At 69.3% G+C, this 25,622-nt stretch carries 25 protein-coding genes; 21 read left to right on the forward strand and 4 right to left on the reverse strand.

Annotated features, from left to right (window positions below):
- Nucleotides 1-137: 137 nt before the first annotated feature.
- From fusA to ACAH41_RS20345, 10 genes are all read left to right on the forward strand, one after another.
- Nucleotides 138-2,231: an elongation factor G gene (gene fusA, locus ACAH41_RS20300; protein ID WP_325653153.1), complete on the forward strand. Its 2,094-nt coding sequence runs from the start codon at nucleotides 138-140 to the stop codon at nucleotides 2,229-2,231.
- A gap of 229 nt (nucleotides 2,232-2,460) precedes the next feature.
- Nucleotides 2,461-3,207 (forward strand): energy transducer TonB, encoded by a 747-nt coding sequence (locus tag ACAH41_RS20305; RefSeq protein ID WP_370538441.1) that lies wholly within the window; start codon nucleotides 2,461-2,463, stop codon nucleotides 3,205-3,207.
- Nucleotides 3,208-3,225: 18 nt separating this feature from the next.
- Nucleotides 3,226-3,999 (forward strand): MotA/TolQ/ExbB proton channel family protein, encoded by a 774-nt coding sequence (locus ACAH41_RS20310; RefSeq protein ID WP_325653156.1) that lies wholly within the window; start codon nucleotides 3,226-3,228, stop codon nucleotides 3,997-3,999.
- A 10-nt stretch (nucleotides 4,000-4,009) separates the two neighbouring features.
- Entirely contained in the window at nucleotides 4,010-4,429 is a 420-nt protein-coding gene (locus ACAH41_RS20315; RefSeq protein ID WP_325653158.1) for a biopolymer transporter ExbD, read from the forward strand.
- Between the two features lie 12 nt (nucleotides 4,430-4,441).
- Entirely contained in the window at nucleotides 4,442-5,119 is a 678-nt protein-coding gene (locus tag ACAH41_RS20320; protein WP_325653160.1) for a Fe2+-dependent dioxygenase, read from the forward strand.
- A gap of 3 nt (nucleotides 5,120-5,122) precedes the next feature.
- On the forward strand, nucleotides 5,123-5,761 hold the full coding sequence (locus ACAH41_RS20325) for a PepSY-associated TM helix domain-containing protein (protein WP_325653162.1): 639 nt from the start codon (nucleotides 5,123-5,125) through the stop codon (nucleotides 5,759-5,761).
- 50 nt (nucleotides 5,762-5,811) lie between these two features.
- Nucleotides 5,812-6,330: a DUF2271 domain-containing protein gene (locus ACAH41_RS20330; RefSeq protein WP_325653163.1), complete on the forward strand. Its 519-nt coding sequence runs from the start codon at nucleotides 5,812-5,814 to the stop codon at nucleotides 6,328-6,330.
- A 20-nt stretch (nucleotides 6,331-6,350) separates the two neighbouring features.
- A complete protein-coding gene (locus tag ACAH41_RS20335) occupies nucleotides 6,351-7,217 on the forward strand; it encodes a DUF4198 domain-containing protein (protein WP_325653165.1) in 867 nt (288 codons plus the stop codon).
- 7 nt (nucleotides 7,218-7,224) lie between these two features.
- Complete coding sequence (locus ACAH41_RS20340; protein WP_325653167.1) at nucleotides 7,225-8,241, forward strand: FAD:protein FMN transferase; 1,017 nt, start codon at nucleotides 7,225-7,227, stop codon at nucleotides 8,239-8,241.
- Nucleotides 8,238-9,647, forward strand: a complete 1,410-nt coding sequence (locus ACAH41_RS20345) for an NADPH cytochrome P450 oxidoreductase family protein (RefSeq protein ID WP_325653169.1) — start codon at nucleotides 8,238-8,240, stop codon at nucleotides 9,645-9,647. Before ACAH41_RS20340 ends, ACAH41_RS20345 begins: the two co-directional genes overlap by 4 nt.
- Before the next feature lie 15 nt (nucleotides 9,648-9,662).
- Here the strand turns inward: ACAH41_RS20345 and ACAH41_RS20350 are convergent, their stop codons facing one another.
- On the reverse strand, nucleotides 9,663-10,589 hold the full coding sequence (locus tag ACAH41_RS20350; RefSeq protein WP_325653171.1) for a hypothetical protein: 927 nt from the start codon (nucleotides 10,587-10,589) through the stop codon (nucleotides 9,663-9,665).
- 83 nt (nucleotides 10,590-10,672) lie between these two features.
- Here ACAH41_RS20350 and ACAH41_RS20355 point away from each other — a divergent pair, with 83 nt between their 5' ends.
- The 4 genes from ACAH41_RS20355 to ACAH41_RS20370 all read left to right on the forward strand — a co-directional run bounded on the left by ACAH41_RS20355 (nucleotide 10,673) and on the right by ACAH41_RS20370 (nucleotide 13,241).
- Complete coding sequence (locus tag ACAH41_RS20355) at nucleotides 10,673-11,275, forward strand: hypothetical protein (RefSeq protein ID WP_325653172.1); 603 nt, start codon at nucleotides 10,673-10,675, stop codon at nucleotides 11,273-11,275.
- A 503-nt stretch (nucleotides 11,276-11,778) separates the two neighbouring features.
- Nucleotides 11,779-11,958: a hypothetical protein gene (locus ACAH41_RS20360; protein ID WP_325653173.1), complete on the forward strand. Its 180-nt coding sequence runs from the start codon at nucleotides 11,779-11,781 to the stop codon at nucleotides 11,956-11,958.
- Nucleotides 11,959-12,009: 51 nt separating this feature from the next.
- Nucleotides 12,010-12,291 (forward strand): hypothetical protein, encoded by a 282-nt coding sequence (locus ACAH41_RS20365; protein WP_325653175.1) that lies wholly within the window; start codon nucleotides 12,010-12,012, stop codon nucleotides 12,289-12,291.
- Nucleotides 12,292-12,392: 101 nt separating this feature from the next.
- Nucleotides 12,393-13,241, forward strand: a complete 849-nt coding sequence (locus ACAH41_RS20370) for an HDOD domain-containing protein (protein ID WP_325653177.1) — start codon at nucleotides 12,393-12,395, stop codon at nucleotides 13,239-13,241.
- Nucleotides 13,242-13,793: 552 nt separating this feature from the next.
- On the opposite strand, the gene ACAH41_RS20375 is transcribed toward ACAH41_RS20370, so the two are convergent.
- The 3 genes from ACAH41_RS20375 to ACAH41_RS20385 all read right to left on the reverse strand — a co-directional run bounded on the left by ACAH41_RS20375 (nucleotide 13,794) and on the right by ACAH41_RS20385 (nucleotide 17,007).
- On the reverse strand, nucleotides 13,794-14,756 hold the full coding sequence (locus tag ACAH41_RS20375) for an alpha/beta fold hydrolase (protein WP_325653179.1): 963 nt from the start codon (nucleotides 14,754-14,756) through the stop codon (nucleotides 13,794-13,796).
- Between the two features lie 71 nt (nucleotides 14,757-14,827).
- Complete coding sequence (locus tag ACAH41_RS20380) at nucleotides 14,828-16,504, reverse strand: GMC family oxidoreductase N-terminal domain-containing protein (RefSeq protein WP_370538442.1); 1,677 nt, start codon at nucleotides 16,502-16,504, stop codon at nucleotides 14,828-14,830.
- Nucleotides 16,501-17,007 (reverse strand): hypothetical protein, encoded by a 507-nt coding sequence (locus tag ACAH41_RS20385; protein ID WP_325653181.1) that lies wholly within the window; start codon nucleotides 17,005-17,007, stop codon nucleotides 16,501-16,503. Before ACAH41_RS20385 ends, ACAH41_RS20380 begins: the two co-directional genes overlap by 4 nt.
- 206 nt (nucleotides 17,008-17,213) lie before the next feature.
- On the opposite strand from ACAH41_RS20385, the gene ACAH41_RS20390 reads away from it, so the two are divergent.
- Genes ACAH41_RS20390 through ACAH41_RS20420 form a run of 7 tightly spaced genes read left to right on the forward strand, consistent with a single transcriptional unit; the run spans nucleotide 17,214 to nucleotide 25,414 of the window.
- Nucleotides 17,214-18,926, forward strand: a complete 1,713-nt coding sequence (locus tag ACAH41_RS20390) for a long-chain-fatty-acid--CoA ligase (protein ID WP_325653183.1) — start codon at nucleotides 17,214-17,216, stop codon at nucleotides 18,924-18,926.
- Nucleotides 18,927-18,938: 12 nt separating this feature from the next.
- Nucleotides 18,939-19,874, forward strand: coding sequence for an MBL fold metallo-hydrolase (locus ACAH41_RS20395; protein ID WP_325653185.1), 936 nt, complete (start codon nucleotides 18,939-18,941; stop codon nucleotides 19,872-19,874).
- Nucleotides 19,875-19,905: 31 nt separating this feature from the next.
- A complete protein-coding gene (locus ACAH41_RS20400; protein WP_325653187.1) occupies nucleotides 19,906-21,054 on the forward strand; it encodes a hypothetical protein in 1,149 nt (382 codons plus the stop codon).
- Nucleotides 21,055-21,068: 14 nt separating this feature from the next.
- A complete protein-coding gene (locus ACAH41_RS20405) occupies nucleotides 21,069-22,523 on the forward strand; it encodes a cytochrome P450 (protein WP_325653188.1) in 1,455 nt (484 codons plus the stop codon).
- 4 nt (nucleotides 22,524-22,527) lie between these two features.
- Nucleotides 22,528-22,872 (forward strand): hypothetical protein, encoded by a 345-nt coding sequence (locus tag ACAH41_RS20410; protein WP_325653190.1) that lies wholly within the window; start codon nucleotides 22,528-22,530, stop codon nucleotides 22,870-22,872.
- A 17-nt stretch (nucleotides 22,873-22,889) separates the two neighbouring features.
- The gene (locus tag ACAH41_RS20415) at nucleotides 22,890-24,143 is read left to right on the forward strand and encodes a hypothetical protein (RefSeq protein ID WP_325653191.1); all 1,254 of its coding nucleotides are present in this window, start codon (nucleotides 22,890-22,892) and stop codon (nucleotides 24,141-24,143) included.
- A complete protein-coding gene (locus ACAH41_RS20420; protein WP_370538443.1) occupies nucleotides 24,143-25,414 on the forward strand; it encodes a glycosyltransferase in 1,272 nt (423 codons plus the stop codon). The genes ACAH41_RS20415 and ACAH41_RS20420 overlap by 1 nt, the downstream gene beginning before the upstream one ends.
- The last annotated feature ends 208 nt before the right edge of the window (nucleotides 25,415-25,622 follow it).

The following is a 25,622-nucleotide window of genomic DNA, read 5'->3' on the forward strand; positions in this document are numbered from 1 at the left end:
GTTGCGGCGCTGTTTCGAACGTGAAGGCCTCGGTGAAAACCGGGGCCTTTTTCGTTGTCGCCATGTGGCTTTCATGGCCTCTTGCTTTGCACCAGGGCCAGGCGTACCGTGGACGCGCAACCCGAAAGGAGCGCCCCATGTCAAGCCCAGCATCGCCGGCAACAGCCGGCCTGTCAGCACGGGGCGCTGCGGCCCGCGATGCCATGCACGCGATCCGCAGCCTGGCGTTGATGGGCCCGGCCGCTGCCGGCAAGACCTTGCTCGCCGAGGCGCTGCTGCACCGCGCCGGCATGCTGGGCGCGCCCGGCAGCCTGGAGCGCGGCAGCACCGTCAGCGACTTCGATCCGCTGGAGAAACGGCTGCAGCACTCGCTCAACAGCGCGGTGATGCACTTCGCGCACGAGGGCACCCGCGTGCACCTGCTGGACACGCCCGGCACGCCGGACGCGCTGGGCCAGTCGCTGCCGGCCCTCGAAGCGGTGGACACCGCCGCCATCGTGATCAATGCCGCCGCCGGCCTGGAGCCGATGGCGCTGCGGCTGATGGCGCAGGCCGCCGAACGGGGCCGCGACCGCATCCTGATCGTCAACAAGATCGACGCGCCCGGCGTGGACCTGCCCGGCGTGCTGGCCCAGCTGCAGGCCGCTTTCGGCCGCGAATGCCTGCCGCTGAACCTGCCTTCGGCCGGCGCCGCGCGCGTGGTGGACTGCTTCTTCCAGCGCCAGGGCTCGGCCGACTTTTCTTCGGTGGCCGATGCGCACCGCGCGCTGGTGGAACAGGTGGTGGAGGTGGACGCCGCCTTTGTCGAGCGCTACCTGAACGAGGGCGACCTGGACGCCAGCGAGCTGCATGCGCCGCTGGAAGAAGCGCTGCGCCAGGGGCACCTGATTCCCGTCTGCTTCGTTTCGGCACGCACGGGTGCGGGCGTGAAGGAACTGCTGGACGTGATCGTGAGGCTGCTGCCCGACCCGACCGAAAGCAACCCGCCAGCCTTCCTGCGCGGCGAAGGCGAAGAGGCGCAGCCGGTGCAGGCCACGGCCGACCCGGCGCTGCCGGTGCTGGCCCATGTGTTCAAGGTGCTGCAGGACCCGTACGTGGGCAAGCTCGGTGTGCTGCGCGTGCACCAGGGCACGCTCAAGCGCGACATGCAGCTGCTGATTGGCGACGCGCGCAAGCCGTTCAAGGTCGGCCACCTGTTCCGGCTGCAAGGCAAGGAGCATCTGCCCATCGACGAAGCCGTGCCCGGTGACATCGCCGCGATCGCCAAGGTCGATGCGCTGCATTTCGACGCCGTGCTGCACGACAGTCCGGACGATGGCCGCATGCACCTCGCACCGTTGAGTTTCCCGACGCCGGTGCACGGCCTGGCGATCTCGCCGCAGCGCCATGGCGACGAACAGCGCCTGTGGGAGCTGCTGCAGAAGCTGGTCGACGAAGACCCTTGCCTGCGGCTGGAACACGTGGCGGCCACGCACGAAACCGTGGTCTTCGGGCTGGGTGAACTGCACCTGAAAGTGCTGCTGGACCGGCTGCACGAGCAGCACCACTGCGAGGTGCAGACCCGGCTGCCCAAGGTCGCCTACCGCGAGACCATCACCGGCCAGGCGGTGGGCCAGTATCGGCACAAGAAGCAGAGCGGCGGTGCCGGCCAGTTCGGCGAGGTGCACCTGCGGGTGGCGCCGCTGGCGCGTGGCGAGGGCCAGCGCTTTGTCGATGAGGTCAAGGGCGGCGCGATTCCCGGCAGCTTCATGCCGGCGGTCGAGAAAGGGGTGCACGAGGCGCTGGCCGCGGGCGTGGTGGCCGGCTTCCCCGTCGTGGACCTGCAAGTCACCGTGTTCGACGGCAAGCACCACAGCGTGGACTCCAAGGACATCGCCTTCACCACCGCCGCGCGCAAGGCCACCTGGCTGGCGCTGCAGGAGGCGCGGCCACTGCTGCTGGAACCCATCGTCTCGCTGGCGCTGCAGCTGCCCACCGGCTCGCTGGGCGACCTGACCGGCGACCTCGCGTCCCGCCGCGGCCAGGTCACCGGCACCGACCAGCTGGCCGGCGGCTGGAGCGAGGTGCGCGCGCTGGCACCCGCTGCCGAACTACAGGGCTACCAGAGCCGGCTCAACGCCCTGACCGGTGGCCAGGGGCGCTACACGCTGGCGCTGTCCCACCACGAAGCCGCACCGCCAAACGTGCAGCTGCAGATGGCCAAGGAATGGCAGCGGCACGACGAGGGCTGACGCACGACAGGGTTGACGCCGAGACGCCGCGCCTTTGCGCGGCATCAAACCCATGGGCAATCCATGCGGTTCACTTTGCGAATCATTCGCATTTGCAGTAACATGACGTCACTGCAATGCAGCAACGTGGCACCCCGCCAGTTGGCGCTGGCGGCCCTTGCGGCCAGCGCGTGTTTGACCGCCGCTCCGGCTCGCCCAGCCCGCCCCGTTTGTTGCCACCATGCGCCCGTTGCCCGTTCCTGCCCTGCCCGTGCCTTCGGGCGCCGCTGCCGCGCCGCAGGCGCAGCGCGCCCCGGGTGGCTTCCGGTTCATTGAGCGCGAAGACCTGGGCGGGCGCAGCCGGCAACTGCTGAGCCTGGGCGTGCTGGCGCTGCACGCCGGCATCGTCTGGGCCTTGTTGCAGGCCCAGGGCGAAACGCCGGAAGCCACGCCCCAGCCCAAAGTCCTGACGGTGCAATGGATCGCACCACCGGCCCCCACGCCCAAGCCGCCGGCCCCGCCGCCACCGCGCGTGCAGAAACTGCCGCTACAGCCGCCACGGCCTGTGCTGGTGGCGCCGCCCACGCCCAGCGCCGAAGCACCCACCTTCACCGCACCGCCGCCGCCGGCTGACCCGGCGCCGGTCGCGGTCGCCGCCGTGGCCGCGCCGCCCAGCCCGGCGCCGGCCCCCGCGCCAGCGCCACCAGCCGCACCCAAGCTGCTCCCCTCCAGCGCGGTGCAGTACCTGGTGCCGCTACAGCTCAGCTTCCCGGCGGCCTCGAAGCGGCTGGGCGAATCCGGCACCGTGCTGCTGCGGGTCGTCGTGACGGCGCAAGGCGTGCCGCGCGAGGTCAGCGTCAAGCAGTCCTCCGGCTACGCGCGGCTGGACGAAGCGGCGGTACGGGCCATGCGCTCGGCCCGCTTCAAGCCCTACATGGACCAGGGCCAGCCCATCGAATGGACCACGCTGGCCCCGATCGAATTCAACCTCGAATGACCTTGCACCGCTGATCTCATGGACACCGTCTCGACCACCCAGGGCCTGGCCCATTTCCTCGCCCAGAGCGACGCCGTCGGCAAGACCTTGCTGGCGCTGCTGATCCTGATGTCGGCCGCCTCGTGGGCCATCATCGCCGGCAAAGGCGTTGCACAGTTCCTGCGCCAGCGCCGCAGCAGCGAGTTCCTGAACCACTTCTGGAACGCCTCGACGCTGGACGAAGTCCGCCACGAGATCAGCACCCACGGCGCACGCGACCCGTTTTCGCACCTCAGCGCGCACGCGCTGCATGCCCAGGTCCACCACGCCCGCCATGGCGCCTCTCGCCTGGCCGAGGCTGGCAGCGCCAGCGAGTTCGTCACCCGCACCATCAAGAAGGTGCTGGACGAGGAAACCACCCGCTTCGAGAGCGGCCTGACCACGCTGGCCACCGTCGGCGCGACTGCGCCCTTCGTCGGCCTGTTCGGCACCGTCTGGGGTGTGTACCACGCGCTGCTGGCCATTGGCATGAGCGGTGCCGGCACGCTGGACAAGGTTGCCGGCCCGGTGGGCGAAGCGCTGGTGATGACCGGCATCGGCCTGGCCGTGGCCATCCCGGCCGTGGTGGCCTACAACGCCTTCACGCGCAGCAACCGCGTGCTGGCTGGCCGGCTGGACGCCTTTGCCTTCGAGCTGCACAGCTTCCTGACCATGGGCGAAGCGCCCGGCGCCGGCCAGCAGCAGCTTGGCGGCGCCAGCGTGCGCCCGCTGAAGCCGGTGCCGCAGCAGGCACAAGCGCCCGCTTCGGCCTGAGGACCGCACGATGGCTTTTGCTTCCTTCGACAAGCAGCGCTCGTCGGCCCCGCTGGCCGAGATCAACATGGTGCCGCTGATCGACGTGATGCTGGTACTGCTGGTGATCTTCATCGTCACCGCGCCGCTGCTCACGCATGCCGTCAAGCTGCAGTTGCCGCAGGCCAGCAGCCAGGTCAACAACGTGCCCCCGGACAAGATCGATTTCGCGATCGACGCCAAGGGCGTGCGCTACTGGAACGGCGAAGTTGTGACCCGCGCCCAGGCCGCCGAGCGCTTCCAGGCCGAGTCGGCCAAGCAGCCGCAGCCCGAGGTCCACCTGCGCGCCGACCACCAAGCCGCCTACGGCACCGTGGCCGAGACGCTGGCCGATGCCGGCCGTGTCGGCCTGACCAAGATCGGCTTTGTCAGCGAACCCGAGCCTCGCTGAGCCCGCCGCCCCATGTTGTTGCACATTCCGCAAGTCCTGACGCCCGACGAACTGCACACGCTGAACGCACGGCTGGACGGCGGCAGCTGGATCGACGGCCGGGCCAGCGTCGGCCCGCAGGGTGCGCAGGTCAAGCGCAACCGCCAGCTGGACGACAAGTCGCCGTTGGCCGCCGAGCTGTCGCAGTTCGTCACCCGCGCGCTGCTGCGCCACCCGATGTTCCTATCGGCCGCGCTGCCGCGCGAGGTGCTGCCGCCGTTTTTCAACCGCTACAGCGGCGGCGAACACTACGGCGACCATGTGGACGGCGCGATCCGCTACCTGCCGGACGGCAAGGCCTTGCGCACCGACATCTCGGCCACGCTGTTCCTCGCCGAGCCCGAGCGCTACGAAGGCGGCGACCTGGTGGTGCGCGACACCTACGGCGAGCACCTGGTGAAACTGCCGGCCGGCGACCTGGTGCTGTACCCGTCGACCAGCGTGCACCACGTCGAGCCGGTCACCGGCGGCGAGCGCCAGTGCGCCTTCCTGTGGCTGCAAAGCCTGGTGCGCGACGATGCGCAGCGCGCTGCGCTTTACGAGCTGGACCAGGCCATCCAGTCGCTGCGCGGCCGCATTGGCGACTGCCCGGAAACCGTCACGCTCACGGGCCACTATCACAACCTCCTGCGCCGCTGGGCCGAGGTCTGAAGGGTGAACGAGCCAAAGAAGAAGGACCGCAATGCCTGGCTGCGCACGCTGCTGCAGTGGCACTGGATCAGCTCGGCGATCTGCCTGATCGGGCTGCTGGGCTTTTCCATCACCGGCTTCACGCTGAACCACGCCGGCGAGATCGAGGCCAAGCCCGCCGTGCACAACCAGACCGGCACGCTGACGCCAGACCTTTTGAAGCTGCTGGACGACAGCCCGGCCGCGAACAAGGACAAGGCCAACGCGCCGCTGCCGCCAGCCGTGCGCGACAAGCTGATGGCCGAGAGCTCGCTGCGCTGGCCGGCGGAGACCGAAGCCGAGTGGTCGCCCGACGAGGTCTACCTGCCGCTGCCGCGCCCGGGCGGCGACGCCTGGCTGCGCATCGACCGCCATGAAGGCAGCTACGAGGCCGAAGTGACCGACCGCGGCTGGCTCGCGTATTTCAACGACCTGCACAAGGGCCGCCACACCGGCACCGCCTGGCGCTGGTTCATCGACCTGCTGGCCATTGGCTGCTGCCTGTTCGCGCTGACCGGCCTGTTGATCCTGCAGATCCATGCCCGCCACCGCGCGCTGACCTGGCCGCTGGTGGGCGCCGGCCTGCTGCTGCCGGCGCTGGTCGCGCTGCTGCTGATGCACTGATCTGTTTCCTGACAACGCCCACATCATTCCTGTACCTCAAGGTGACCTGCATGCAACTCCGATATTCGATGGCCCTTGGCAGCGCGGTGGCGCTGAGCGCGCCGGCCTGGGCGGCCGAGCTGCAACTGCGCGTCGAAGTGCCGCGCCTGACCGTGGCCGAGTACCACACGCCGTATGTGGCGGTGTGGCTGCAAAGCGCGGCCGACCAGAAGTTCGCCGGCAACCTGGCCGTCTGGTACGACGTGAAAAAGCGCGACAACGCCGGCACCAAATGGCTCAAGGACATGCGCAGCTGGTGGCGCGTCAGCGGCCGCACGCTGGAGATGCCGGTGGACGGCGTGAGCGGCGCGACGCGCGCGCCAGGCGAGCACACGCTGAACCTGGGCAACGCCAAGGCCCTCGCCGAACTGCCGCCGGGCCAGTACGAGTTGCTGATCGAAGCGGCGCGCGAAGGCGGTGGCCGCGAAGTGGTGAAGGTGCCGTTTGCCTGGCCGGTGAAGATGGCCGACAGCAGCAACGTCAAGGGCGAACACGAGTTGGGCGCCGTGAGCCTCAGCGTCAAGCCTTGATGCCCGTCAGGAGACATTCGATGAAAACCTTCACAAGCTCCCTGCGCCGATCCGCGCTCACCGCCGCGCTGCTGGCCGTCCTGGCGCCACTGGCCCACGCGCATCACCCGTGGATCGCGCCGACCGCAACGCTGGTGGACAACCGCGACGGCGCGGTGTCCTTCGACGCCGCGACCAGCGAAGCCTTGTTCGAATACGACGCCCGCGGCCTGCCGCTGGACGGCCTGGTCGTCACCGGGCCGGACGGCGCCAACCTGCCGGTCGAGAAGGACAAGATCAACGCCGCTTCACGCCACCGCAGCAGCTTCGACCTGACGCTGCCCAAGCCCGGGACCTACCGCGTGGCCAATGTCAGCGAAAGCGTGATGGCCAGCTACAAGCTGGGCAGCGAGACCAAGCGCTTCCGCGGCACGCTGGAAGCCTGGGCCAAGGAAAAGCCGGCCGACGCGACCGATGTGCAGGTCACCCAAATGGCCAGCCGCGTCGAGACCTTCGTCGCCCGCAACACGCCCAGCAGCACGCCGTTTGCACCGGTGGGCAAAGGCATCGAGCTGATCCCGCTGACCGCGCCGGTGGACATCAGCACCGGCGACACCAGCCGTTTCCGCGTGCTGGTCGACGGCCAGCCCTATGCCAATGCCGCGGTCAGCCTGCTGCAGGGCGGCAACCGCTACCGCTACAAGATGGGCGAGCAGAACTTCAGCACCGACGCCAAGGGCGAGTTCGCCATCCAGTGGACCGATGCCGGCCGCTACTGGCTGGGCATCAGCCAGGGCGGTCGCGGCCCTGGCGGCCCTGCCGCCGCGCCGGCCGCTGACGCTGCCAAGCCCGCCGCACCGGCGCGCCGCCTGAGCTACGCCGCCACGCTGGAAGTGCTGCCGCGTTGATCCTGGGATGCCTTCTGCTGCCCCTGAACCGCGGCGGGTGCTGATCCCGCCCACGCTGCAACCCGCGCCGCTGGTGCTGGGCCAGGCCGTGCATCGCCTGGCCGGGCGCAGCATGGGCACCACCTGGCAGGTCGACTGGGTCGGCCCGCGGCAGGTGCAGCCCACGGTGGTGCAGCATGCGCTGCAAAGCGCGCTGGACGAGCTGGTTCGGCAGATGAGCACCTGGGAGACCGACAGCGAACTGAGCCGCTTCGGCCGCTTGCGGGCCGGTGAATGGCAGGTCCTGTCGCCGGACTTTTTCCAGGTGATGCAGGCTGCGCTGCAGGTGGCCGAGGCCAGCGGCGGCGCGTTCGATCCCACCGTCGCGCCGGCCGTGGATCACTGGGGCTTCGGCCCGGCCGGGCGGCATGACGAGGCCGGCTTCAGCGCACCGGCCGCAGCGCTGCCGGTCGCGTCCACTTGGCAGTCGCTTCAACTGGACACCCGCCAGTGCGCGATGCGCCAGCCCGGCGGCTGCCGGCTGGACCTGTCGGCGATTGCCAAAGGCCATGGTGTGGACGTGATGGCCAGGGTGCTGCGCGAGCGCGGCATCGAAAGCTTCCTGGTCGAACTGGGCGGCGAGCTGCGCGGCGAGGGCCACAAGCCCGATGGCCAGCCCTGGTGGGTCGCTCTGGAACACCCGCCAGGCGCCGAGTTGCCCAGCACCGTGCTGGCGCTGCACGGCCTCAGCGTGGCCACCTCCGGCGACTACCGCCGGGCCTACCAGGCCGGCGGCCAAGTGCGCTCGCACACCATCGATCCACGCAGCGGCGAGCCGGTTTCGCACGGCTTGGCTTCGGTCAGCGTGCTGCACACCGACGCGATGTGGGCCGACGCCTGGGCCACCGCACTGACCGTGCTCGGCCCGCAGGCCGGCCCGGCCTGCGCCGAGGCACAGGGCCTGGCGGCGCTGTTCATCAGCCGTGAAGCGGAAGGCCGCTTCAGCGAGCACCTCAGCCCGGCGCTGCGGGCCTTCCTGGCGTGATCGCCGAGCTGGAACCCAGCCGCCTGTGGGCGGCGGCCGGGCTGGTCGCGGCCTACGCGGCGATGTGCGCGGGCATCGTCTGGCGCCATCGCCGCCATGCCGCGCCGCCGGTGGACGATGGCCACGTGCTGGTGCTGCATGCCAGCCAGACCGGCCGCGCCGAACACCTCGCCGCCCAGACGGCCGCGCGCCTGCAGGCCGCCGGCACGCCGGCGCGCCTGCTCAGCCTGGCCGAGCTGGACCCTGCCGAGCTGGCCCACACGCGGCGTGCGCTGTGGATCGTCAGCACCACCGGCGAAGGCGACCCGCCGGACCCGGCGCTGCCTTTCCTCAAGCGCGTGGCGCAAGAACAGGCAAGGCGCAACGGCCACCTGTCCGAGCCATGGCCTCCTTTCATGCTGCTGGCCCTGGGCGACCGGCGCTACGAGGCCTTCTGCGCCTTTGGCGCGCAGGTCGAAGCGCTGTGCCATGCGCATGGCGCGCAACCGCTGGCGCCGCGCATCGAACTGGACGGTGACGACCCCGCGAACCTGGCCCGCTGGTGGGCCCAGCTTGCGCCGCTGGGCGCTGCCGGCGCCGAGGCCGATGCCGCACTGGACGACCAGACCCTGGCCAGCGGCGCCTGGCGGCTGAGCGCACGCCAGTGGGTCAACCCCGGCAGCAGCGGCGCGCCGCTGTACCAGCTGGACCTCACCCCCTCCGAGGGCCAGAACAGGCCGGCCTGGCAGCCTGGCGACCTGGCGCTGGTGCAGGTGCCGGACGCGGCCGGCGTGCTGCAGGCGCCACGCAGTTATTCCATCGCCTCGCTGCCTTCGGAGCCCACGCTGCGGCTGCTGGTGCGGCTGCAGTCGCAGGCCGACGGCACACCCGGCCTGGCTTCGGGCTGGCTGTGCCAGCAGGCGCCGCTGGACACGCCCGTCGCGTTGACACTGCGCGCCCACCCGCGCTTCCACGCCGCGCCCGAAGACCTGGCGCAACCGGCGCTGTTCATCGGCGGCGGCAGCGGCCTGGCCGGCTTGCGCGGCCACCTGGCGGCACGCGCCGAGGCGGCAGCGCGCGGCGAAGCGGTGGGCCCTGGCTGGCTCATCTATGGCGAACGCCACGCCGCACACGACAGGCCTTGCGAGCAGGACCTGGCGCGCTGGCTGCGCGGCGGCACGCTGCAGCGGCTGGACCGCGTCTTCTCGCGCGACGCTGCACCGAGCGCGCCTCGCCACGTACAGCAGCAGTTGCTGGCCGAAGGCGCGCGGGTGCAGGAGTGGCTGGCGCGAGGCGGGCGGATTTACGTCTGCGGCAGCCTCACAGGCCTGGGCCAGGGCGTGGACCAGGCGCTGCAGCAACTGCTGGGCGGGCCGGCACTGGCCGAGCTGGCCGCGCAGGGCCGCTACAAGCGCGACCTTTACTGAGTTCCAGCCAATCCATCAAGGCTTGGCCAACGATGTCTTGCCGGGCTGCGACACGAAGCTGCGCACCGCGGCTGCGCTGAAACGCTCTGCGGGGATGGGCGTGCCGTCGGTGATGGTCAGCAGACGCTCATTGAGGAAGGCGCTGGACTCACCCAGCAGTTGGTCCAGCACATCGCCTTCGGTCGAGGCGGAACCTTTCAGCACGACAAGCTCGTGGTGGCCGTTGTGCACGTAGAGCGGCTGGCGCTCGTAGAGGCAGTAGTCCGCCTCGCGGCTCTTGCTGTCATGGCCCTTGGCGGCCAGGCCTGCGGCCTTCAGCGACTTGGCCAGCACGTCGCTCTGCCAGACACAGCGGGCGCCGCCGGCATCTTCGGCCGGCAGGCCGGCAAGGTCGTCAGCAACGGCCTTCTTGCCACAGTCGGCCCGTGAGGCGAGCACGGTGCTCAGCTCCGGCCGGGACGGTTGCGGGGCGGTGTAATCGATCATCTCCCCGAGCGGCGTGGAGCCACCGAGGGTCGCCTCGCCGCACACGTCGCCGGCCCAGGCGTGGCGTTCGGCAAACAGCGCCAGCGCGCAACTGCCACTGGCCGGATCGGCCGCGACCCGGCTCACGGTGGTGTAGGTGGCATGGCGGGCGCCGTCGAAATACTCCTCGGTCTCGGTGACCATCAGCTTGGCGAGGTAGTCGTCCGACGGCAGCTTGGCCGGTGCCGGGGTCGGCGGCAGGTTTTTCTCCAGCCGGCAGGCCTCCACGCTCACCAGGATGCCGTTTTTCAGGCCCGCGACATTGCCCAAACCGGCGCGGTGCAGGTAGATCGGCGTGCGGCTGTCCGGCGCGGCGCCGGCCGCATCGGCGAGCGGCGCAGCGGCGGCCAAGCCCAAAGCCAGCGTCAAGTGCCAGCGGTTCACAAACTTCGGTCGGGGAGAAGAAGTGGCGTGCATGCGGCGATTTTGATGCACGCAGCATCGTCGGCGGCCGACCCTGCCGGCCGTGGGCAGGGCAAGGCGGCTTTATCATCGGGACCATGGAGTTTCCCCGCGACGTGGCCGCCATTCGCCTCGACAACGCGCTGGTCCTGTTCGACGAATTTGTCCGCAGCACTGTCAAACACGCCGACGCCGCCACCTTGCGTGGCCTGGAGCGGCGTTTCGCCGAACGTCTGCAAATCCAACCCAGCTACTGGAGCCAGATCAAGGGCCGCTCGCGCCAGATCGGCGAACGGCTGGCCCGCCAGTTCGAGCAGTGCTGCCAGAAGCCGGCCGGCTGGATGGACCAGCCGCATGCCGGCGGCCGCGCCGCGCTGGGCCTGGGCGACGCCGACGAAGCGGCGGAGCACCCGTTGCCCCAGGACGACGACGAGCGTTTCATCGTCGGCCTGGTGCTGACCTACTACCGGCGCCACCCGCAGCGCGCCCGCACCCGGCTGCTGGACTTGCTGGGCGAGGTGCTGGTGCCCGCGCCCGCTGCCGAGCCCAGCCCGGCGCCCGCAACCCGCAGCGCGCCGCTGCCAGCGCCGGGCTCTGGCATCGTCCGGCCACCGCCACCTCCGCCGCCCGCGCCGGAAGATCCGCACGCGCTGTGGCTGAAGTTGCAGACCGGCGTGGCACCGCTGAAGAAAAAGCGCTGAGCGGCCGCAGCCGGCGCTCGCCGGAAATCGTTGCTCAAATGATAAAAATCACTTGCGCAAGATAATCAGTTGTTTATCATCGCGGCACGTTGTTGATCAGCGCTGAGCCGCGACACCGCTTCCTTCCCCGGAAAGCACCGCCGGCCCCCAGCGCCAGCCCTCACCGCCCCGGCGGGTGACGGCGCCTGGTTCGGAGCCTCGGCTCCCATGCCGGGCGGCTCCCGCACCTGCCGGCCCTGCCACCTGACTGGAATGCCAATGCTGTTGACCTTGTGGACCTGCGCCGCCCGTGCTGCTTTGGCAGCCCTGGTGGGCGTGGCCCCGATGTCGCCCGTGCATTGCCCGATCCGCCCTCGCGGCCGCCGCTGACTTCGTTCATCGGCGCGTTCCGCTGAAGCGGCCCGGGTGGTGTGTCCCCCGGGCCGTTTTGCTTTGTTCATTGCGCTTGCCGCCAGCCTGCCCAGACCCCGGGCAGCGCCGCCGCATGCGCCAAGGAGACTTTCATGAAGCTGACCCTCACCCCGCAAAAGCCCCGCAATCCCCTCGCCACGCTGGCCCGCCAGCGCCGCGCCGGCTCACACCAGCCCTCCGGTAAGGCGCAACGCCAGCAGCAGCGTCGCTCGCTACAGCGCGACGTGCAACGCGAGATGCATTTCGCCGCACCCGACAGACACAGCCCCTGAATCCCGACCCTGGTCCCACGCGCGCATGCGTGGGGCCTTCTGGAGCCTCCCATGCACCGCCGCCTGATTGCCGCGCCCGCCCATGGCGCCCTGCCCCTTGTTGATCTCTTGCCCGCGCCCCGCCGCTGGCTCGCCCGCCTGCTGCGCCGCTCGGGCGCCAGCCTGAGCCTTGTCGCCCGCCGCCTCGCCGGGCGCACGGCGCGCCCGGTCGGCCCCGCCTGCGAGCTGCCGACCATCGAGTTCCACGCCGTGCACAGCGACGCCGGCGCACCCGAAGGTGCGCTGTACGTCAACGGTGAATTCGTCGGCCGCATCGACGTCGGGCGGCTCTGAGCACGCGCCGTCACCGCCAGGAAAACCCTGGGTGGTGACGGGCTGTCTTCAGTCGGCCCGCTGAATGCCGATAGCCAGGGGGAAGCCCCTTGCCGTCCGCCATGTCCCAGATGCCCACCGCACCCCCGCCCGCCACCGGTCACCCACATGACCTGGCCGGCTGGGTGCGCCTGTTCCAGCACGCCGATCTGCCGGTGCTGGCGCGCACCGCGGCTGCACTGGAAGAGCTGCGGCCGATGGAAGACGAAGTGGACGCCCGCATGGTGGCCGAAGCGGTGGGCGTGGACCCGCTGATGACGCTGAAGGTGCTGGCCCGCACGGCCGAATTGCACCGGCAGCGCCGCACCACCGACGCCGAGACGATTTGCGAAGCCGTGGTGCTGATGGGCATCACGCCGTTTTTTGCCGGCTTCGGCCCGCAGCCCACGGTGGAGCACCAACTGGCCGGCCAGCCCGAAGCGCTGCACGGGCTGATGGCCGTGATCAGCCGCGCCGAACGCGCCGGCCGCTTTGCACTGGCATTTGCAGTGCACCGCCAGGACCACGACGCCGGCGTGATCCACGAAGCCGCGTTGCTGCACGACTTCGCCGACATGCTGCTGTGGCTGTACGCGCCCGCGCTGGCGCTGGAGATGCAGTTGCGCCAGCAGGCCGACCCGACGCTGCGCAGCGCCACGGTGCAGCGCCAGTTGCTCGGCATCACGCTGGCCGAGTTGCAGCATGCGCTGATGCTGGCCTGGCACCTGCCCGAGCTGCTGGTCAACATCACCGACGACCGGCACGAGGAAGCCTCGCAGGTGCGCAACGTGCTGCTGGCGATCCGCCTGGCACGCCACACCAGCCGCGGCTGGGACAACCCGGCCGTGCCGGACGACGTGCGCGACATTGCCGCGCTGCTGAACATGGCGCCCGCGCCCACGCTGGGCTTGCTGCAGGACCTGGACGCCTGACTTTGCTGTCGCTGGCGAGGCGGCAGTGGCCAAAAGGGGTTGCCTGGTTCCCATCCCCCAAGGGAGCGATGGCGTGGCCCTTGCATACGGGCCGACACTTCGCGCCTGCCGTTTCGCGCCTGCTGCCGAGCAAGCCTTTCACCCATGTCATCTTCCGTCTCCCGCCGCAGCGCGTTGCTGCTGTTCACGGCCTTGTCTCTGGCGGTTGCCTGCGGGTTGGCGGCGCTGCCGGCACTGGATCCGCTGGCTTCGCTGCGGGGCCATGGCCTGCCGATGGCCCTGGTCGCCGCGCTGCTGCACCTGAGCATCGCCTGGCTGGCCACCGCCGCCTGCCGGCAATGCCTGGCGCAGCACGTGCACCCCGGCTGGGCGCGGGCCTGGGCGGGCGGGCTGCAAGGCGGTGCAGTGCTGCTGGCCTGGGCACTCTGGCTGCTCAGCTGGCAGGCCCAGGTTGACGAGCCGATGGCAGAAGCCGACGCCCGGGCGCTGCTGTGGCTGCAGATGCTGCCGCTGTGGCTGGGCCCGGCCGGTCTGCTGAGCCGGCGGACAGCGTCAGCCGGCAGCCAGCATAACGCCAAGCTCAGGCGGCGCGAGCCCCAGCGCATGGCACACCGCGGCAAAGCTCTCGGGCCGCTGCATCAGGTCCACATGGGCTGCGCCTGGGACGTGCAGGACGGCCCGGGCGCCCGGCAGCACCGCGCTGCTGGCGGGGAACACGATGTTGTCGCAGTGGCTGAACAGGCACACGAACAAGGCCTGTCTTGAGGCCGATTCACTGGCCGCCAGCGCGCTGAGCCAGACGCTGTGCTGGCGCATCTGTTCGCCATTGGCCCGCCGCGAAAAGCCTGCCAACCAGGTGCCGTGGTGCGGTGAGCCGATGGTCACCACGCCGTGCACGCTTGCATCACTGCCGCCCGCGGCCTGGTTGGCACGCAGCCAGGCCCGGATCGCCAGCCCGCCCATGCTGTGGCCAACCAGCAGCGGCGGCCGGCCGGTCAACTGGCTGAGCCGGCGCACCGCCGCTTCCAGCGTCGGCACGTAGTCGTCGATCGAGCCGAACACCGGCTCCAGCGACACGGCAACACACGGCACACCCAGCGCACGCAGACGGCGGAGCCAGGGGTTCCAGAAGCCGCGGTTGCACAGGAAACCATGCACCAGCACCACGCCGACGCGGCCCTGAGCGCGCGCGTCGGTGGGCAGCACGTCCGGCTCGACTTGGCTGCGGAAGGGCTGGCGCCAGCAGAAGACCTGCGGCGCGGTGCACACCTCGGCCCACCAGGCGGCCAGCCATTGCGCCGCGCTCGCGGCTGGAACGGTGGCCGCCGCGTCCCGCCGGTTCTGCCATGCCGCCAGTGCGCAGGTGAAACCTAGCCAGGCCGCGTGACCGCACAAGCCCAGCGTTAGCAGCGCCGCGGCCCAGCCGGCATGGCCTTGGGCCAGCAACCAGCCCGTGCCACCCAGCACCAGCGCAAAGCCCAGCAGCGTCAGGAAACGCTGCCAGCGCGCCACCATCGGTCGGCTCCTTGTCGTGTCATCAGAGGTTGTTCCCGGTTTGCTGCCGGGCTGCCGCCGGCCACCCCGGCTCAGACCAGGCTGACCGGCTTCGCACCGAGGCGCTGCGCCAGCCCGGTGGCAAGCCGGTTCGCCAGACCATACACCGAGAGCTGCGGGTTGGCGCCGATGCTGGTCGGAAAGAGAGACCCGTCGTGCACCGAAAGGTTCTCGATCTGCCAGTGCTGGCCGTCCGGCCGCACCACGCCCAGGGTTTCATCGCCGGCCATGCCGCAGCCACCCATCACGTGGGCGCTGACCACGCGGGTCAGCAGCGGCTGCATCGGCAGGGTTTCGATCATCGCCCTCGCCTCGGACCATCGGCCCGCCGGCCGGGCCAGCTCATGCACCGGCAGCACCTGCGTGGCACCGGCGGCGAACTGGATCTCGGCCATGCTCAGCAGCGCGCGCCGGGCGCCTTCCATCACGAAAGGTGTCAGCGGATAGTCCAGCTCGGGACTGCCGTCGCTGCGCAGCCGCACCTGGCCACCGGGTGACTGTTCATGGAAGCCGTCGCGCAACAGCGCCAGCAGCGAGTGCGTGTTCGGGAACTGGCGCAGCGACTCGGCCTGCTCGCGGCCGAAGCCGATCAGCGAGGACGAGAAGATCACCGGATGCAGCGGCGGCACTTCGAGCTTGTAGCCCATCGGCCCGTCGGCCGCCGCGGCGTGCAGGAAATGGTCGCTGTAGATGCTTTGCGGCGCGCCACGCCAGGCTTCGACCGGCTGGGGCATCAGCGCGGCCGAGATCACCACCGGGTGCAGGAAGGTGCGCAAGCCCAGGCGTTGGTGCGGGTCCGGTGCCTTCGAGCGCAGCAGCAGGCCTGGCGAGTTGATCGCGCCGCCGGCGACAACCACGTGTTTTGCGACGATGCGCGTGCTACCGCCCGTGGCCACGCTGCCGTCCAGCTGCACCGGCACGCATTGCAGCGCCTGCACCCTGTTGCCCTGCAGCTCAAGCCGCTCCACGCGCGTTTGCACCAGCAGCGAGGCGCCGCCGGCCAGTGCGGCGGGCAGCGTGGTCACCAGCATCGACTGCTTGGCATTCGTCGGGCAGCCCATGCCGCAGGAGCCAAGGTTCCAGCAGCCTTTGACATTGCGCCGGATGCTGCCGTTCTGCAGCCCCAGGCTTTCGGCGCCGCGGCGCAGCAGGTCGTTGTTCTCGTTGGGCGAGGTCAGCCAGGGCGCGATGGACAGCCGCTGCTCGGCCTGCTCGAACCACGGCGCCATGCCGGCTTCGGTGAAGTCCTTCAGGCCGAAGTGGCTGCGCCAGTGCGCCAGCGTGTCCGGCGGCGTGCGGAACGAGGTGGTCCAGTTGACGGTGGTGGAGCCGCCCACGCAGCGGCCCTGCAGGATGGTGATGGCCTGGTCCACCGTCTTGCGCGCAGCGCTTTCCTGGTACAGCGCGGGATAGGCCTCGGCCTCGATCTGGCGGAAGTCGCTGCTGGAGCGCAGCGGGCCTTCTTCGACGATCACGACCTGCAGCCCGGCCCGCGTGAGCAGCTCGGCGGTGATGCCGGCGCCGGCGCCGCTGCCGACGATGGCCACGTCGCAGCTCAAGGTGGCCGGCAGTTCGCCATGCGGCCCGCCTTTGACTTTCCAACCCGCAGCCAGGCCGGCGCGGATCGGGTCAGGAATGCTGGGGGTGGCGGCCGCCGCAGCCAAGGGAATCGCCGCACGCGGCGCGCTCGAACGACTCAACAGGCTCATACCGCTTGCGGCCCCGGATAGCCGATTGCAGCCCAGGTGCCGGGGTCGGCGAAATAGGCGGCATTGGTGAGGTCGCGCAGCCCGTGATAGACCTGCTGGCGCGTGGTGTTCGGCGAGGTGCGCAGCGACTGCAGCGAGCTGGCGACCTGGGCCGGCGTGGCCTGCGACCAGTCGGCCGAGAGCCCCGTCAAGGCCAGCCGGCCTGGCGCTGTGCACAGCACGGCCAGCAACTGCGAAAGCTGCTCGCGCGTGGCCGGCGCGAGGCCGCGCAGCGAAGCTTCGAGGCGTTCGAGCTGGGCCTGCAGCGCCGCGGCGCGCGGTGCGGGCGCATCCGGCAGGCTGCCGTCCAGCACCACACCGGCCACGGCGCCGAACAAGGCGCGCGCCGGTGGGCTGAGCTTGTCGTCGCGCCAACCCGGCGTCCACAAGGCGGCGCCAGCGCCGGCCAAGGCCAGCAGTACGCCGGCCGTCCCGCCCAATTTCAACCAGGTTCTTCTCTGCATGGCGGGCAGTGTGGCGGGCCAGGCCGGCCAAATCCAGGACCCTGCGAGCCAGCCTGCTTCATGACAAACCCTGAGCTTCCCCAGGCAAGGGTCTGTGCTGTCTCGCTAGCGACAGGAGTACTACGGTAGCGCGATACCCCACGCTGAGGCAGCATGCCCTCGCTTCTTCTTCAACCGCCTTCGGGCCCTTGATCCCAGGACTTGCCGTGTCGACTGCCGCGTTCCCCCCTGCCCCCTGGCTGCAGCATTACCCGCCCTCGGTGCCAGCCACCGTGCGCACCGATGGCTACGCCTCGCTGGTGGCCTTGCTGGAAGAAGCCTGGCGCCGGCACGCCAAGCGCGATGCCTGCGACTGCATGGGTGCCCGCATGACGTTTGGCCAGGTGGACGAGCGCTCACGCGACCTCGCCGCGTGGCTGCAGGCCAAGGGCTTGCGCAAGGGCGACCGCGTCGCGGTGATGATGCCCAACCTGCCGCAGTACATGGTGGTGATGGGCGCGATCCTGCGGGCGGGTTGCGTGGTGGTGAACGTCAATCCGCTCTACACGGCCCGCGAGCTGGTGCACCAGCTGAAGGACTCGGATGCGCAGGCCATCATCGTGCTGGAGAACTTCGCGCACACGCTGGCCGAAGTCATCGCGCAAACCTCCCTCAAACATGTGCTGCTGTGCGCAATGGGCGACCAACTGGGCCTGGTCAAAGGCACGGTGGTGAACTTCGCGGTGCGCCACCTGAAGAAGATGGTGCCCGAGTTCCGTCTGCCGCTGGACGGCGGCCGCAGCGTGACCCGCTTCAACAAGGCGCTGGCCGAAGGCGGCAGCCTGAGCTTCAAGCCGGTGACGCTGACACCGGACGACGTAGCCTTCCTGCAGTACACCGGCGGCACCACCGGCGTGTCCAAGGGCGCGACGCTGCTGCACCGCAACGTGGTGGCCAACATCCTGCAGTCCGAGGCCTGGTTCAAGCCGATGCTCGACAAGGTCGGCGACAAGCAGCTGACCGTCGTCTGCGCGCTGCCGCTGTATCACATCTATGCACTGACCATCTGCTACATGATGGGCGCGCGGCTGGGCATGCTGAACCTGCTGATCCCCAACCCGCGTGACCTGCCGGGCCTGATCAACACCTTGTCCAAGCACAAGGTCAACATGTTCCCGGCCGTCAACACGCTGTTCAACGCGCTGGCCAACGACCCGGCCTTCGCGCGGCTGGACTTCTCCGAACTGGTGGTCTCCAACGGCGGCGGCATGGCGGTGCAGCAGGCCACGGCCGAGAAGTGGCTGAAAATCACCGGCTGCCCGGTGGTCGAGGGCTACGGCCTGTCGGAGACCTCACCTGTTGCGACCAGCAACCGGCTGGACGTGCGCGAGTTCAGCGGCAACATCGGCGTGCCCATCCCGTCGACCGAGATCGCGATCCGCGACGACGACGGCCGAGACATGCCGGCTGGCGAACCGGGCGAGATCTGCATCCGCGGCCCGCAGGTGATGGCCGGCTACTGGAACCGGCCGGACGAAACCGCCAAGGTCATGACCCCCGACGGCTACTTCAAGAGCGGCGACGTGGGCATCATGGACGAGCGCGGCTATGTGAAGATCGTCGACCGCAAGAAGGACATGATCCTGGTCTCGGGCTTCAATGTGTACCCGAACGAGATCGAGCAAGTGGTGAACCTGCACCCGGGCGTGCTGGAGTGCGCCGCGGTGGGCGTGCCGGACGAAAAGTCCGGCGAGGCGGTCAAGCTGTTCGTGATCCGCAAGGATCCGGCGCTGGACGAGGACGACATCGCCGCCTACTGCCGCGAGAACTTCACCGGCTACAAGCGGCCGAAGTTCATCGAGTTCCGCGACGAGCTGCCCAAGAGCAACGTCGGCAAGGTGCTGCGGCGCGAGCTGCGCGTGGCCAGCGCTGCAGCCTGACCCGCACCGGCCGTGGCTTGGCAACAGGCGCTGGGACTGCAGCTGCTGCAGCGCGACTGGCTGTCGGCCAACCACATCGTGTTCGCGGCCCACGGGCCGGCACCGGCCACCGTGGTCGACACCGGCTACGCCCGCCATGCGGACCTGACGCTGGCCCTGGTGGACCGCGCACTCGCCGGCGCACCGCTGGGCCGCATCGTCAACACCCATCTGCACTCGGACCACTGCGGCGGCAATCGCGCGCTGCAGGCGCGCAGTGAGCTGCAGACGCTGATCCCCGCGGCCTCGTTCGAAGCGGTGTCGCAGTGGGACGAAAGCCGGCTCAGCTACCGGCCCACGGGCCAGTACTGCGAGCGCTTCCGGGTCGACGGCGTGCTGCGGGACGGCGACACGGTCCGCCTCGGCCCGGCCGAGTGGCAGGTGCATGCGGCACCGGGGCATGACCCGGATGCGCTGATGCTGTTCGAGCCGCAGACGCGCACGCTGATCTCGGGCGACGCGCTGTGGGAGGACCGCCTGGCCATCATCTTTCCCGAGCTGGAAGACCAGCCGGGCTTCGAGCCGGCTGCGCAGACGCTGGCTTTGATTGAACGCCTGGCGCCGCGACGCGTCATTCCCGGCCACGGTGCCGCATTCGAGGACCTGCCGGCCGCACTGGCCGCCAGCCGCGCGCGGCTCAAGGCCTTTGCCGCCGAACCGGCGCGCCACCTGCGCCATGCCGCGCGTGCGCTGGTGATGTTCCACATGATGGAGATGCGCGAACGCGAGCGCGCCGGGCTGACCGTCTGGCTGCAGCGCACGCCGCTGTTTGCCGCGATGGCCACGCGCAGCGGCACGCCCGGCGGCGCAGCGGCATGGGCCCACGCGCTGCTGCAGGGCCTGCTGGATGACGGGCTGTTGACGCAGGTCAACGAACGCCTGCGCTTGCCCGCTGCTCCGTCGGCCTGAGACGGTTCGCGTGGTCGCCGACAATGGCGTCATGTCCTTGCACCGGCAAGTCTTTTTCTTCGGCGGCTTCGATCCGCGCACCCCGCGGCACTACCACCGCCTGTACCGGGCAGCGGTGCGCGGTCGCCAGCCCGAAGCCGGCGAGCAGGTGAAGGTCGGACCGCGCCAGGAAGCCTCGGCGATTCGCGATGAATGGAACGTGAACTGGCTTGCGCCCAATGGCGAAACACTGCTGACCCGCTACGCGGTGATGCGCTGGGACGACATCGTGCTGCAACACTGGCCGCGCCACCTGCGCCAGGCGGTGAAAGACCTGTACCAGCTGCATGTGCGCGCACAGCTGCACGGTGTGTTGACGCGCGTGCGCCGCCATGCGCCCAACATGCGGCAGCTGGCGCAGATGCCACTGTACGTGGCCAGCGGCACGGCGCTGGCCGTCACGCTGGTGATGTCGTTGCTGGCGTGGTTGACGCCGCTGCCGGCCTGGCTGGCCTCGGTGCTGGGCGTGGCGGCCTGGCTGCCGCTGTGGCGCACGCTGGAGAAACGCCTGGACGGCGAGTGGCTGCTGCGCCTGTACGCCTTCGTCAACGCTTTCGCCGAAGGCCGTGTGCCGGCAATGGATGCGCGGCTGGACGCACTGGCCGACGAGCTGGTGCAGCAGGCGCGGCAAGGCGGCGCGCGCGAGGTTCTGGTGGTGGGCCACAGCGTGGGCGCGATCATGGCGGTCAGCGTGCTGGCGCGTGCGATCCAAAAGGCACCTGAATTGGGGGCTGCCGACGGGCCGCGGATCGCGCTACTGACGCTGGGCCACTGCACGCCGCTGATGGTCTGGCAACTGCCGGCCGAAAAATTCCGCGCGGAGCTGGCTCGGTTGCGCACGCATGCGCCGCTGGTGTGGTGGGACTTCACCGCGCCAGCGGACTGGGCAGCGATGGCGCAGGTTCCGCCGTGGATGGACGGCAAGGATGCGGCCGCCCGCCTTGAAGCCCGTTCGCCACGGTTTCACCAGCAGATGTCGCCCGAAGCCTACGCGCAGCTCCGCCGCGACCGCCACCGCATGCACATGCACTACCTGCACGCACCGGAACGGCCGGGCGGCTACGATCCGGTGACGCTGACCGCCGGGCCCCTGACGCTGGCCGACCGGCAAGCCGCTCTGGCCAAGCCACGCGCCCCCTGATTCCGCTGAATTTGATGACCCATTTCCGCCCGCACTACCCACCACCCGCGCCTCGCAAACCGGGGCCGTGGCAGCTGTTTTTCCACAAGCGCCGCTCCTGGCTGGACGGGCTGTATGACCGCAGCTACCGCATGAAGATGGGCGAAATCCACCTGCCCGGCGTGGACCTTTACATGGTCAACGAGCCGCCGCTGGTGCGCCAGGTGATGGTCGAGCAGGCCGCTAATTTCCCCAAGCACGAGATGCTGGGCGATGCGCTGCGCCCGCTGCTGGGCGACAGCATCTTCACGACCAACGGCGCCGTCTGGCAGCGGCAGCGCGAGCTGATGAACCCGTCTTTCGAGGCGGCGCGGGTCAAGCGGGTGTTCGGCCGCATGCGCGACGCGGCCGATGCGATGGTGCAACGCCTGCGCCAGGTACCGGCCGGCAGCGAACACGACCTGGAAGTGGAGATGACGCACGTCGCGGCGGACATCATCCTGCGCACGATTCTTTCGCAGCCGCTGGACGGTGACAGCGCCCACCGGGTGTTCGAGGCTTTCGAGCGTTACCAGGCCCTGGCACCGAAGCTGATGATGCCGGCGTTTTTCGGCTTGCGCTGGCTGCGCCCCTGGTGGCTTCAGCGCCAGAGCGAACGCGCCGCGGCCGAGATCCGCTCACTGCTGGTCGGCATGATCCAGCCACGCCACGAGGACTACCAACGTGCGCTGAAGGCGGGCGATGACGCGGCGGCGCTGCCCGATGACGACATCCTCGCGACGCTGCTGCGCGTGCGCGACGCGAAGACTGGCGAAGGTTTCGGCTTCGACGAGCTGGTGAACCAGGTCGCAATGCTGTTCCTGGCCGGCCACGAGACTTCGGCCAGCGCGCTGTCCTGGTCGCTGCACCTGCTGGCGCATGCGCCGGACGTGCAGCAGCGCATGCACGACGAGGCTGTGGCCGGTCTGGTGGGCGTGGAGGCGCTGGACCACGACGAGGCGGCAAGCCGCGTCAAGGACATGGTGCTGGTGCGCAATGTGTTCCGCGAAACGCTGCGGCTGTTCCCGCCGGTCGGCTTCTTTGCGCGCCAGGCGGCGGTCGGCTGCACGATGCGCGACAAGCAGGTCAGGCCCGGCGCTTCGGTGGTCATCTCGCCATGGCTGATCCAGCGCCACCGTGAGCTGTGGGCGGCGCCGGACGACTTTGATCCAGACCGCTACGAGCGGGAGGCTTCGGATGCGGAAGCCGCCGCGGGCTGTCCGCATGCCCGCGAGTCCTTGCGCAGGGCTTATTTGCCGTTTGGCATGGGGCCGCGGGTCTGCATCGGCACGGCGTTTGCGCTGCAGGAAGCCTCGCTGATCCTGGCCATGCTGGCGCGCGAATTCCGTTTCGAGCCGGTGCCAGGCCATGTACCCCAGCCCGTGGGCCGGCTGACGATCCGGGCCGACAATGGCATCCGGTTGAAGGTCCATCGGTGGCAGGCAGGATGAGGGCATGAAGGAGCGGCTGGCGGGTTTTGTGTTGATGACGGCCATCGTGCCGCTGGCGGTGTCCGGCTACCTGCTGCTGGTGTGGGTCGGCTTTTTCGGCCGCACCGAGCGTGGCCGCGCCGGCGTGCGCGCGCTGGACCACTTCGTCAACGCCACGCTGTTCAATGGCTACGCCTGGGAATCGGTCTCCTCGCATGCCTGGCGCATGCGCGAGCGCCGCTGGGCGCGGCTGGTGATCTGGGTCACCGACAGTTTCCAACGCGGCCACTGCCAGCGCGCCAACAAGCGCGAGCAGCCCGTCGTCGACCTGATGCTGGCCAAGGGCCTGCACAAGCAGACGATCTTCTGAGGCAACGCACGCGCACCATGCCGGCTGTGTCCAATGCCGAAACCCACAAGCCGGTGCGCCGCCGGCATGTGCTGTACCTGGGCGGCTTCGATCCGCAGGGCCCGGCGCATTACCACGCGATGTACCAGCGCGAAGCCGCCAAGCAGGCTGCGGTCAGCGGCTATACCTTGAGCGTTGGACCACGCCAGCGCGCGGGTGCACTTGCGGCGACCTGGGCGCTGTCCTGGCAGGGCCCGAACGGCGAGGTCTGCGAAACAGACTACGAATTCCTGCGCTGGGACGACTTCGTGCGCCAGCATTGGCCCAAAGGCCAGGCCAGGCTGATCGGCATGACGCTGCAGACCACCTGGCGAATGCTGGCCAACGGTTCGCTGTGGCGCATGCTGCAGACGAGTTGGCCGGCGTTTTTGGCCATCAGCGCGCCGGCGTTGACCGTGCTGGGCGTGGTCATCATGTTGGGCCTGCTGTTCGCCGCTGCCCTGGGCGCACAGGCCGCGAGCGCCAGCGGGTGGCCTGCGCTCGCCGTGTTGGTGCTGGGCCTGCCCGCCTTGGCCTTTGCCGCCCGCTGGCTGCAAGCGCGCACGCAAATGGCTTGGCTGATGCGCAGCGCCACGGTGATTCTTCAACAAGCCCGAGGCGAGACGCCTGATCTGGAAGTCCGCCTGGATGAATTCGCAGGTCGGCTGCACCAGTTGCGCTGTCAGCCAGAGTTGGACGAGGTGCTGGTCGTCGGGCACAGCTCGGGCGCGATGCTGGCCGTCAGCGCGGTCGCCCGCGCATTGCGCATGGCCAAAGCGGCTGGACTTCCGTCCCCGAGTCGCCTCAGTCTGTTGACGCTCGGGCAATGCATGCCCGTGTTGAGCTATCAGCCGGAAGCAACGGCATTCAGGGCGGAACTCAACACGCTGAGGCGCGCCCCCGAACTCTTCTGGCTGGACGTTACCGCACCGCCGGACGGCTGCTGTTTTGCACTGCACGACCCGAGCGGCGTTTGTCTCGACGGCCTCACCAATGCGCCCGCCGGCGACTTGGGCGGCGCCAAGTGCGTGTCACCGCGTTTTGCGCAACTGTTCAACCCGGCCACCTACCGCGAGGTCAAGGGCGACAAGTACCGCTGCCATTTCCAGTACCTGATGGCCAGCGAGCGGGTCGGCGACTACGATTTCTTTGCGATCACCGCAGGCGGGTCCACGCTGGATCGGCGGTTTGAGGCGGTACCCGCAGTGCCGGGCTTTCGCGACCTGCAGCGCTTCGGCCCCCCCGCACGCTGATGCCTTCGCATCCCCTTCGCTTTGCGATGGTCACGCTGGGCAGCGCCGGCGATCTGCATCCGTATCTCGCCATTGGCCGCACATTGGCCGAGCGCGGCCACGAAGTGCATCTGCTGAGCCAGGCCCCATACGAGCCCGCCGCGCGCGCCGCGGGCCTACAGTTCACCGCCGTCGTCGACGAAAGGACGCACAACAAGACGCTGAATCATCCACGGCTGTGGCAACCGATCGCGGGCTTTGGGGTGCTATGGCGGCATCTGTGTGTGCCCGCCATCGGTCCGACGGTGGAGGCTTTGAAGGCGCTGGCGACCGACGGAGCCAATCCGCTGCGCGTGCTGGCCTCGCCGCTGGCGGTGGGTGCCCGCCTTGGGCAGGACATCTTGCCGATGCATCTGTGGACCGGCTACACAGCCCCCAGCGCTTTGCGCAACGTCGAAGACCCGATGTTCATTGGCACATGGAAAGTGCCCACGCTGGTCCCTTCCACATTGCGCCATGCGCTGTGGCGCGGCGTTGACCGCTGGAAACTGGAACCAATGGCTCGACCCGTTTTGACTCGTTGGCAGGCATCGCTTGGCGCTAGGCCGTTGCCGGGCAGCATCTTCGGCGACTGGGTTCATTCACCCAACGGCGGCTTGGCGCTGTACGACACCTGTTTCGCCAAGGTGCCCGAACGCTGGGCGCGGCGCGGCGTGGTCAACAGTGGATTTCCGCTGTTCGAGGCCGAAGACCGTCCTCTTCCGACCATCCTGTCCAATTTCCTGGACGCCGGGCCGAAACCCATCGTGATTTTCGGTGGCTCTGCCGGAAGTACCGCGCATCGGGGAGTGCAGGCGCTCCAGGCGGCCGAGCAACTCGGGCATCGCGCCGTGCTGATCCAGGCGACCGACGCATCCTCGTCGGAAGCTCACGCGCTCAACAGCAACCAAGTGTTCGTCTCCGCTCCGGTCAGCCTCATGCACTTGCTTCCGCGCGCCGCCGCCTGGATCCACCACGGTGGCATCGGCAGCTGCGCTCAAGGGTTGGCCTCAGGCACCCAGCAGTTGGTGCTCGCTTCCGCCTACGATCAGCATGACAACGGAGAAAGATTGGCCAGAACGAACACAGGCATCTGGCTGGACAGTCGAACGGCGACACCAGCGGCAATCGTCGCTGCGCTGGCCAAGCTCGCGGGCCGCATTCAAACGAACAGACCTGGCCGATCAACCCATTCCCTGCCGGGGAATCCAAATCTCGCTTGTCAATTTGCAGCAGATCACCTCACGCAATGAACGTGACGCTCATTGCCAATTGATCGCCCAGAAAGCAAAAAACCCTCGATACCAAGTAACGAGGGTTCATTCTTCAGAGACAAAAACGCCCGGCAAAGACCGGGCGTTTTACTCTGGTATTAGTAGCCTGACGATGTCCTACTTTCACACGGGAATCCGCACTATCATCGGCGCAGAGGCGTTTCACTGTCCTGTTCGGGATGGGAAG

Source organism: Ideonella sp. (genome assembly GCF_041287625.1).
Lineage (GTDB): Bacteria > Pseudomonadota > Gammaproteobacteria > Burkholderiales > Burkholderiaceae_C > Ideonella.